Origin of the sequence: Anoxynatronum buryatiense, from assembly GCF_900182905.1 — a bacterium.
Lineage (GTDB): Bacteria > Bacillota > Clostridia > Peptostreptococcales > Tindalliaceae > Anoxynatronum > Anoxynatronum buryatiense.
Genome location: NZ_FXUF01000024.1, coordinates 22,916 through 33,008, shown reverse-complemented (window position 1 = coordinate 33,008; position 10,093 = coordinate 22,916). Strand labels below are relative to the sequence as shown.

Genomic DNA, 10,093 nt, shown 5'->3' with positions numbered 1-10,093 from the left:
CTACCAAGACGGCAAAGCCCTCACCGGCTCCCAGACCATCCAGGGCGTCAAGTACTTCTTCAACACCGACGGCACCCTGAAAACCGGCTGGGTGAAAGACGGCAGCAACCGAAGATACTACGCAGGCAAGACCCTGGTGGTGGGCTGGAAAGACATGGAAACCAGCGGCAACCACACCACCTACTACTTCACCGGCGAAGGCCTCCTGGTAACCGGCAAGTGGCTTGAAGTGGAAGGCAAATGGTATTACTTCCACCCCGACGGCACCCTCGCCAGAAACACCGTTATCGACGGGTATGAGGTGGATGAAAACGGTGTGAGAACGACAAGCTGAAATTAGGGGGCCTCAAAGCCCGAAGGATCTGCCCCAAAAAACAATCAAAAGCCTGCCCCTGAGTTCAAGGGCAGGCTGAGGTTGAAGACAAAGGGATTTAGCCAGGGCAGCTGACTCCAATCTTGTGTGTTTTTAGTCGAAAGTCTCGAAAACAGCGCCAGAACTCGCTGCGCTCAAACAGCAGGCGCTGGCGGTTTTCTCATCTTTTCGAAAAAACACTGACAAGATTTTCAAGGCTGTCCTTTACCAAATCCCTTGTCTTCATCTTACTTTGTCTACAGTCTGGCCTGCCCCTGAGTTCAAGGGCAGGCTTTTTTGTGTTCGCTGAAAATCAGCCGTCGGTGGTATTGTTCGTGGGACACAGATGGATGCTGATGCCACCAGATTATTGAGGAGATTCAACGTTCAGGGGAAGCGACAGTTCTGCGTGAAAGCCCTTTTCATCGGTATACAGATTGATGACGCCGGCATACCGTTCCACGGTTTCAAGAACGGAAGCAATTCCCAATCCAACCTCATTCCGTTTGGAAGACAGGTATTTTCCGCCGAAGGTTCTGATTTCCCCTTCAAAAGTGTTATCCACCACCAATTCCAGCTGCTGATCCCGAATGCGACCGGCAATGAAAATGATTTTGTCGCCGGTCTGTTGGCGTTGGCAGGCTTCCACGGCATTTTCCAGCAGGTTTCCCAGCAGGCCGCACAGGTCAACAATGGGAAAGGTCAGCACTGCCGGCAGGGAAAGTCGAGATTGGAACTGAATTCCCGCTGACTGGGCAAGGTGACGATAATACTGTACCAGTGCGTCCAGTTCAATGTTTTCGGTGAGGCGGTCAATGTGAATGCCTTCGCTGACTTCGGTGATTCCCTGAAGATAGCTTTCAAGGGCATGGCTGTGTCCCTCCCGGGCCAGGGTCATCAGGGTGCGCAGATGGTGGCGGAAGTCATGGCGCAGCCGGGCGCTTTCTTCCACCTTTTGGTTCACCTGCTGCAAGTGGGCCACCTGCATGGCCAGCTGGCGCTTCATTTGCCGCTGTTCTTCGGCATAAACCAGGCTGTGGCGGTATCCCATCATCACTTCATACCCCATTACCACGCCAATGGCCAACACCAGACTCAAGCTGCCCCATTCCTGAAACCACCCACCCACAATGGGCTCGTAATGAGGCAGCAGGCGATCCCAAATCAGGGCGCTGGCGTAGAAGCTGTCTGCATAGAACAGCACCGAAGCGCTTTTGGTTTGCCGGCCAACGGCCAGGGCGGCGGTGAACAGCAGATACCCGGCGGTGAGCCACTTGAAGGCCTGCACCAGTCCTGAAAAGCCCTGCATCAGCGGTAATGACAGGTAAGAGGCTCCCAAACCGTAAACAAGGGCCAGCACACAAACAAGGCCCGCCGCCCAGCTGCTCACCAGCCGGGCCCGGGAGCCGGTTTGGCAAATGCGGTTGTGAAGCAGGATCACCAACAGGGTGACCAGATAACCGCTGACCAGTTCAAGGGTATACCAGGGCTGCACCGGCAGCGGCAAGATGCCGTGTACCACCGGGTAAGAGGTGAGCATCGCCGTTGCCAGGCAGAGCATGAAAAACAGCCACACATGGTTGCGGCGGCGAATGCGCACAGCCAGATACAGGCTGAAAGCAGCCAAGAGTCCCATCACTGTCATGAGAATGAGGGAAAGGCCGAATCGAAGCCCCCGCAGGGTGGTGACATGCAGCGGGTCTCCAAAGGCAGGGGGATACACCAGCCCGCTGTAGATCCAGGAATGGTTGGTGGCTGCCAGCAGCAGGGTCACTTTGCCGGAGGCCTCGAAGGTGATGATGCGGCACTGGGTTTGATCCTCATAGACTTCCGGGTCAGGCTGCCCCATTGTCAGCCGCAGTTGGTCATTGACATAAAACCGGTAGGCGGCATAGACTTCGGGCAGTTCAAGGGCGTAGGTCTGCACCGTTTCCGGCAGGTGGAGGGTCATGGCATAACTGCCACTGCCCCGGGGTGACCGGTGGGGGCTTCCCAGGGCAAAAGTGGTTTTTTCGCCAATGGAAAGGTGAAAATAGCTGTCTCCCTGAAGCGGCAGGCTTTCCGGTGTCAACAGGCGGTCCGGGTAATAGCGCCAGCCGTCCCGAAGATAGCGGATGGGGGTGTCTGTCCAGTCATTTTCTGAAACATACAGCACCCCATTAATGGCCTGGGGTGCGGTGGTGGTATATTTATTGTCTACCCGGTACAACGTCACAAACAAGGCGGATGAAAGCAGGAGTGTCAACAGCCATAACAAGGGTTTTTCCAGGGGAAAGGGGCGTTTAACCATGGCGGCGCCTCATGAAATAGGTCAGGCCCAGGCCGCTTCCAGACAGCAGCAATCCTCCCGAAAGGGGCACCAGGGGCGGCAGGTTTTTTGCCGGGGTGGTACCGGTATCTGCTGAAAGGTGAGGCGAACTCAGCAGATAGGTGCCGGCGGTGTCGATGGGAAAGCTGAGAAACTCGCCGTCATGGGCCACCTGGGAGACGGGGAAACCGGCTTCATGCTGAATGGTGGGCACAGCGTAGGGAGACGGGAGGGGGTACTCCAGGCGCACCACGGTTTCCGGAATGGCTGTGACAGCAGCACCGCCAGCTTCAATGCCAATGAAGATCTGATGTGGTGCCGGCTGGGTCAGGGTGACCGAAAGGGTGTCGGTGAAAGCCAGGTCAAATGCCTGCAGCACCTCACTGGGAATGCTCACCGTCAGCACCCTGGTTCCAAAAACCACCGTTTCCTCATCTTCCAAAAGGTCTCGAAGACGCAGCCCTGAAATCACTGTTTGGGTGGGAGAATAAGACTCCATGACAGGGGCAGAGGCCGGTGAAGGAACAGGTTCTGGGAGCTGGCCTGCAAGAGCGGTTGAAGGCTGGTCATCACGTGGTGTTAACGGTGGGGATGCTGAGGGTGATAGCACTGCTGAGATCTGTTCAGAGGTTTCGTCAGAAGCCTGACGGGAAGTAATCTCCGGCAAATCACCTGAAATGAAAGCCTGTGTTTCGGTATTGTCGGCAGGGGAAGCCCCTACGTTCTCAAAGAAGCCTTTTTCAGCGGCGGAAGCTGGTTCTGTGGGAGCAGCTGCATGCACTGCTGCCGATGAAGCCGTGCTGCCTTTGTGCAGCAGTTCCAGGATATCGAAAGAAAGCATGGAGCGGGAGAATGCCAAAAACCCTGCCGTCGACGGCATTGATGTGGTCTGGGCGGCGGCATTTCCGTTGGTTAACGGTGGGGCGGCAGGTTTTTTTTCAGTGGCAGTTCCCGGATCCTCTGATGGAGGGGCAGGCGGCACCGGTGACGGGGTAGCCGAATCGGCGTCAGGTGTCGTCGGTGCTGCCGCAGAATCGTCAGGTGGGGTATTGTCATCACCATGGCCGGCATTCTCGCCACCATCAGTGCTGGAACCATCGCCGGAGACAGGCGGTGGTGTGGGGCCAGGCTGCGAGCCTGTTCCAGGGCCGCTGCCCCCCACGTCCCCCCCATCCCGGTCCCCACCGGAATAGTCAATGATCATCAGTGTTTCGTCATAAAGAAACGAAAGAATACCGGTTTGTCCGCCGGGGTAATCCACCTGAAGGGTGTAGGTGCTTCCCTGGTCTAAAAGATGCTGGGATAGCTGAAAATAGTCCTCCGTTACCCAGAAGCCCTCGGTGAGGCTGGTCCATTCTTCCTGATCCTGGCGCAGCCAGGGAACAAACTGATCCAGTTGATGCGGTTGCTGCTGTTCCGGTGAAAGCACCCAGGGAAACCGCAGAAACCCACGGGCTGCCACAAAGCAATTCAGGTCCGGCGCTCCGGTGGCCTGAATGGAAACATAAGACAGCTGCCGGGGAAGGGCGACGCCTTCAGCCAGCACATAGGTGGATTCAAGGTCAGGCTCTGCCCAGGCAGTGTACACACCGGCGACGCTGGTGTTGATGGCACTTACAGACCAGGTGCCTGAGGGCAGGTAATAGTCGTTGCCCGCTTCGTCATAGCCGAAAAAGCCGTCAGCGATCCCGGCAAACCAGTCGGTGAGAGTCTCCTGAGAAGTGCCCAGGGCAAAGGCCACGGCATCGGCGGGGTAAGGCTCATCAAAAGCGACGAGTTTAATGGGGTCGGCCATCAGGGTGCCAGCCAGAGCAGACGGGTCGATCATCTCGCCAGCCGGATTGGCTTCTTCAGGCAGCTGATCATCAGGATCAAGGCTATTCTCAGAGGCATCAGGGTCAAGATCAGCTTCAGGATTTTCAGGATCAGGGCTATTTTCAGCATCATCAGGATCAAGACCAGCTTCAGCGTCATCAGCATCAAGATGTTCTTCTGGACTTCCGGGTTCAAGATGATTCTCTGGATTCTCGGGATCAAGAGTAGCTTCAGGGTTTTCAGCATCACCTGAATTTTGGGGAGTCTCACTGACTTCCTCAACTTCCTCAACTTCCTCAATTTCAGTATTTTCTTCAAGGGCATCAAGCACATCATGGGAGGAAATGGTTGATTCAGAAAGGGTTGCCGGAGGAGCGTCATGAGCCCAGGCAACGGGACTTAGCAAGCTGCCCACCACCAACAGAAGGGCTACCAAGAAGGGAAAAAGTTTCATAAGCTCACCTCCCGAAGTGCACCAGCGGAAAGACTTAACCGTTGATGTTGAACCTGGCGGTACAGGCGTCGGCTGACAGGCAGGCGTTCGCCGTTTGTCAGCACCAGGTAATCCGTGCATAGCTCTTTCACTGCTTTCAGGTTCACCACAATGCCCTTAAAGCAGCTCATAAACTGGGGATAAGCCGTCAGCTGGTCAGCAAGAGCCGTAAACTTGCCGGTTACAAACACAAGGTCATCCATTAAATGGATGCAGGCAGAGCGGTTTGAGTAATCGGCATACAGAATGAGGTGAAGGGCGATGTCAAGGGGCTGGTTCATGACCGTTACCGTGATGGTGGGTTCATTGGCCGTTGGTGCCAATTGGCAGTACCCCAGTGCCCGGGAGAGTTTTTCCATTGTGGCAGGTTTGACGATGTAATCCGCCGCCCGCACATCATAGCTTTTTACGCCGAATTCAGCGCTGGTGGTAAGAAAAACGAGATTGACATGGGGATCCATCTGACGCAGCTGCAAGGCACAGTCCACCCCATTTTCATCATTCATAAAAATATCCATAAAAACCACATCAAAGATGCCAGGGGTGTACTCCCGCAACAGTGCGCTGCCGCTGTCAAACTCACTGACTTGGATGAAGGGCGGTTGCTTGGCAGACGCTGCGCGGGCAGTGACATTCAGGGATGCTTCTTCCAATGGCATTGCTTCATATTGTTTCAACAGGCGGCAGAGCTGCTGGCGCTCAGCGGCCAGGTCGTCGACGATGGCGGCTTTAATGGGGAGTCCCTCCTTTACACACACTGACAGGGATACATGCGGGCATGGATCTATACTGACATGGACCCGACCCATCAATCAATGAATCAATGAATCAATGAATACGAACAAAAGCATACACAGATGCTAAGGCAGACGAAGACGCATTTTTCCATACAATACTATATCATAAATGGTGGCAAAAAGGAGTGTTTCAGATAGAGATGTCACTTGCTTTTCCGGTGGTCCACATATGAGTATTGATGATTCGTCGGTTTCATATTTTTGAACAAAGTCGCCTGAGTTGGTATTTCAGTGAAGCAGTCTTTCTTCGTCTTCAAACAGATGAAGGCAAATGGCGGTCTTTTTCTTTCCAGCTTTAGAAACAAATCCGCCCAGCTCTCAGAAAATTGAAAAGTAATGGCCGAGCCGCCTTTGAAAACAACCAAGGAGCAATGAAGAATGAATCGTATTTCAGAAGTAAGCATCACAAAACAATGAAATAACAAGCGGCCATTTCGGGTATCAGAGGTAGCATAAGGCAAGATTGCCGACAACAGCGACAGGTAGCATAAGGCAAGATTACCGACAACAGCGACGAAGTTAAAGCCCTGCGTCTTCCATCTCAGCGATTAACGGAAGTTGAAAGATCTGAATAGATCGGAAAGCTCCAATAAGACTCCTGAGGTTGCCTCTCACCAGATCCCTTGTCTTCATTATTAAGAATTTGATCAATGGCAGCAAGTATTTCATCAACAGCATTAAGAACCTGATCAACAGCAGCAAGTATTTCATCAACAGCATTAAGAACCTGATCAACAGCATGAAGCATTTCATCAACAGTATGTTTGCGCATGCGATTCCCTATCCCCAAAAACTGCCGAAAGGATGAGGTCGAATGAACACAACGGATTTCATCAACCGCCAATGGCCTGTGCTCCAACTGGATCAGGCTCTTTCCCAAAATCTCGAACTGCTGAAAAGCTGGGAGAAGCCATATATGGTCGCTGTTATCAAAGGGCAATATGCAGGGGTGCTTCAAACCAGTTTCTATTGGCGGCATGTGACAGAGAAGGGGCCCATCAGCCGGAAAGATGCCCTGAAACAACTTATTGATCACCGATGGCCGGCGGTAACGTCGGGAGAAACCTTTGGATCAGATCTGCTGGAAACTATCAGTACCCCCTTGATTCCTGTGGTTGATGAGAAGAGAACCTACCTGGGAGTGGTGGATCAGAAGGCCGTGAAAGACCACTTGCAGGGTAAAAGCGTTCTGGCAATGAACGCGACAACCGACGCTGGCAGCTTTCAGCAGCACCTGCTGGACATTCTCAATTGTCTTGATGTGGGCGTTTTCATCACCGACCACCAGGGGAATGCGCTGATGATTAACGAAATGGCAGAGCGCACCGGGGGGCTGGACGCTGAAGCACTCATTGGCCGTAACATGGCAGAGCTGGTGGAAGCAGGCTACTGCTCAGAGTCAGTGTCTCTTCAGGTGATTGAAGCAAAACAACCGGTGACCATGTTTCAGAAGCTGGGAGACAGCACCGAGCTCATTGTCACCGGAAAACCCTACTTTGAAAATCAGCAGCTGAAAATGGTGATTACCACTGAACGTGATATGACAGAAGTGCGTCAGCTGGAACAGCAGCTGGAAGCCTACCGGCAAAAAACCAGGCAATATGAATCAGAACTGGAATACCTTCGCTCTAAAAATATCGTGACAGACAACATCGTGATGGAAAGCAAAGCCATGAAAGAAGTGGTGGATCTGGCCCTGCGGGTGGCCAAACTGGATACTACGGTGCTGATCCAGGGTGAATCCGGCACAGGAAAGGAAATACTGGCAGATTTGATATACCGCAACAGTAGCCGCAGTCACGGTCCTATCATCAAGGTGAACTGCGGGGCCATCCCTGAAACGCTGATGGAATCAGAGTTTTTCGGCTATGTGAAAGGAGCCTTTACCGGTGCCAATCGGGAGGGCAAGCTGGGCTACTTTGAGTTGGCCCATCAGGGCACCCTTTTTCTCGACGAAATTGGCGAGCTGTCCCTCTACTTGCAAAGCAAGTTCCTGAGAGCTATTCAGGAAAAGGAAATCATGCGCATTGGCGGAACTGAAAGCATTCAGGTGGATGTACGCATCATTGCCGCCACCAACACTCGGTTGAAGGAAGCTGTGCAGGCAGGCGCTTTCAGATCAGATCTATATTACCGCCTCAATGTGGTACCCATCACCATTCCACCGCTGCGCAGCCGGAAAAAAGACATACAAGCCCTGGTTCTGCGGTTTGTCAAAAGATTTAACCAAAAGCACGGCCTTCAAAAATCATGGCAGCCGGCAGCCTTCGACGTGTTGCTGCGCCACGATTGGCCCGGAAATGTGCGTGAACTGGAAAATTTGATTGAATCGGTGATGGTCACCTTTAAGGAGCAGGAGATCACCCCGGAGCAGCTGACGCATCAAATGAAGCATTTAGACATCTCAGACGTGGACGAAGAGAAAAAAACGCCCCGAAAAATCAGCTCACTCAAAGAAGAAATGGCACTGGCTGAAAAAAACCTGCTCGCCACCCTGTATCTCAGACATCGAAAAGCATCAGCGCTGGCTAAGGTGTTGCAGGTAGACAAGTCAACCATTAACCGAAAGCTGAAAAAGTACGGCATTCAACCATGAATAACGTCATTTTTCGCAATGGGGTGTGAAGCGGGAAAAGAAAGCTTCGGTAATCGCTTTTCGGTGCAAAAAAGCCCCGGTCGGTGCATGTGTGCACCAGTTGGGTTTTTGGTAAACAATGAGGATTTGAGCAGGTAGGCAGAGGGTTTGATGAGATTCTCCTGAAAAAAAATGGTGCAATACTGCACCGGTACGACAGACGGTGGGAGCGATACAGCAATAGTTGCGTGTCCTTTTACCACGCTAATCGTTGCATTTTCAGCATTTTCGATGCATTTGAGAATTATTTTCATGCACACATGATTTTTGGCATGATAATTGCTGAATATATAGGAAGAGATGCAAGACACCTGCCACTCACACTGTTCACAACACCCATCTTCATCAAGTCTAAAATAGCAGAAAGGAGGCGAACGTATGAAAATCATTGTTTTGGGAGGTGCCGGCCAAATGAGTCGCGTTACTGTGAAAGATCTGGCCCGCAGCCAAGACGTGACAGAAGTGATCGTTGCCGATCTAAACGAAGCCAAGGCCCGTCAGGTGGCCTTTGAAAGTGGTGAAAAGTGCCGCGGCGTTTATGCAGATGCCTTTGACAAGCCAGCTCTGGTGCAGCTTATCACAGGGGCCGATTGTGTCATCAACGGCTGCACCTACCAGGTGAACCTGAGTGTGATGGAAGCCTGCCTGGAAGCAGGGGTGCATTACACCGATCTGGGAGGTCTGTTTCACGTAACCAGAAAGCAGATGGCTATGGACGAGGCCTTTCAAAAATCCGGACTGACGGCGGTTCTCAGCATGGGAGGTACGCCGGGAACTATTAACCTGCTGGCCCGATATGGGGTGGATCGGCTGGATACCGTGGAAACCATTCGAGTACTCAATGGGTGCGGTGACTGGACAAAAACCAGTGCGATTTTCAGTGTGCCTTATTCCATGCGCACCATTATGGAGGAGTTCACCGTGGAACCGGTGGCATATCTCAATGGCGAGTTTGTTGCCGTTCCTCCCCGGTCAGGGCTGGAAACCATTGACTTCCCCGAACCACTGGGCCCTATTCAAGCCCACTACACCCTTCACTCTGAACCAGCCACCTTCCCCGTGGCCTGGAAAGAAAAAGGACTGAAAAACGTTGTGTTTAAGCTGGCCCTGCCCCCGGATTTTCATGAAAAAGTACGATTTTTGGCAGATCTGGGATTCAGCAGCACCGAAGAAATCCAACTATCCAACGGAACCAGCGTGGCACCCCTTGACGTGCTTGAAGCCATGATTCGAAGGCTTCCCGAAGACCCGGACGCGAAGGTGCAGGATTGTGACATCCTTCGGGCTGAGGTGCTGGGCAGGAAGAATGGGGTGGAAACCCACTACACCATCGATTCCATTGCCAGAGAAAACCAGCGGTATGAATGCTCATCCACTGAACTGAACACAGGCGTGCCCCCCTCCATTGTGGCACAGATGATAGTCAAGGGAGCCATTACCCGGCGGGGAGCCTATGCGGCAGAAATGGGCGTTGACCCAGAGCAGTACTTTATAGAGCTGGCGAAGCGAGATATGTACGTCACCGTTTCCTGCCAGACACCAGTTGGCATTGACACCTTTACGCCAGTAGAAGCACAGCGGCAGGTACGCACCGATTAAGCGACAGATGGCGAAAAACATAGTGATGTGACGCCTGCAGGCAGCGCAAGCAAGGCGCACAGACAGCTCGAAAGAGTGAAGCCTGTCAAAAACG

6 protein-coding genes and 1 pseudogene are annotated in these 10,093 nt (G+C 52.8%); 3 read left to right on the top strand and 4 right to left on the bottom strand.

Annotated features, from left to right (window positions below; genetic code table 11):
• Window positions 1-334: pseudogene (locus tag QOL74_RS17890) on the top strand (hypothetical protein); the annotation flags it as partial.
• A 385-nt stretch (window positions 335-719) separates the two neighbouring features.
• On the opposite strand, the gene QOL74_RS17885 reads toward QOL74_RS17890, so the two are convergent.
• The 4 genes from QOL74_RS17885 to QOL74_RS17870 all read right to left on the bottom strand — a co-directional run bounded on the left by QOL74_RS17885 (window position 720) and on the right by QOL74_RS17870 (window position 6,537).
• A complete protein-coding gene (locus QOL74_RS17885; protein WP_283410872.1) occupies window positions 720-2,642 on the bottom strand; it encodes an ATP-binding protein in 1,923 nt (640 codons plus the stop codon).
• Window positions 2,635-4,929, bottom strand: coding sequence for a peptidase (locus QOL74_RS17880; protein ID WP_283410871.1), 2,295 nt, complete (start codon window positions 4,927-4,929; stop codon window positions 2,635-2,637). The genes QOL74_RS17885 and QOL74_RS17880 overlap by 8 nt, the downstream gene beginning before the upstream one ends.
• Window positions 4,926-5,726, bottom strand: coding sequence for a LytR/AlgR family response regulator transcription factor (locus QOL74_RS17875; RefSeq protein ID WP_283410870.1), 801 nt, complete (start codon window positions 5,724-5,726; stop codon window positions 4,926-4,928). Before QOL74_RS17875 ends, QOL74_RS17880 begins: the two co-directional genes overlap by 4 nt.
• A gap of 580 nt (window positions 5,727-6,306) precedes the next feature.
• On the bottom strand, window positions 6,307-6,537 hold the full coding sequence (locus QOL74_RS17870) for a hypothetical protein (protein WP_283410869.1): 231 nt from the start codon (window positions 6,535-6,537) through the stop codon (window positions 6,307-6,309).
• 42 nt (window positions 6,538-6,579) lie between these two features.
• Here QOL74_RS17870 and QOL74_RS17865 point away from each other — a divergent pair, with 42 nt between their 5' ends.
• Both QOL74_RS17865 and QOL74_RS17860 read left to right on the top strand, forming a co-directional pair.
• Entirely contained in the window at window positions 6,580-8,361 is a 1,782-nt protein-coding gene (locus tag QOL74_RS17865) for a sigma-54 interaction domain-containing protein (protein WP_283410868.1), read from the top strand.
• Window positions 8,362-8,778: 417 nt separating this feature from the next.
• On the top strand, window positions 8,779-9,999 hold the full coding sequence (locus QOL74_RS17860) for a saccharopine dehydrogenase family protein (RefSeq protein WP_283410867.1): 1,221 nt from the start codon (window positions 8,779-8,781) through the stop codon (window positions 9,997-9,999).
• Window positions 10,000-10,093: the final 94 nt, after the last annotated feature.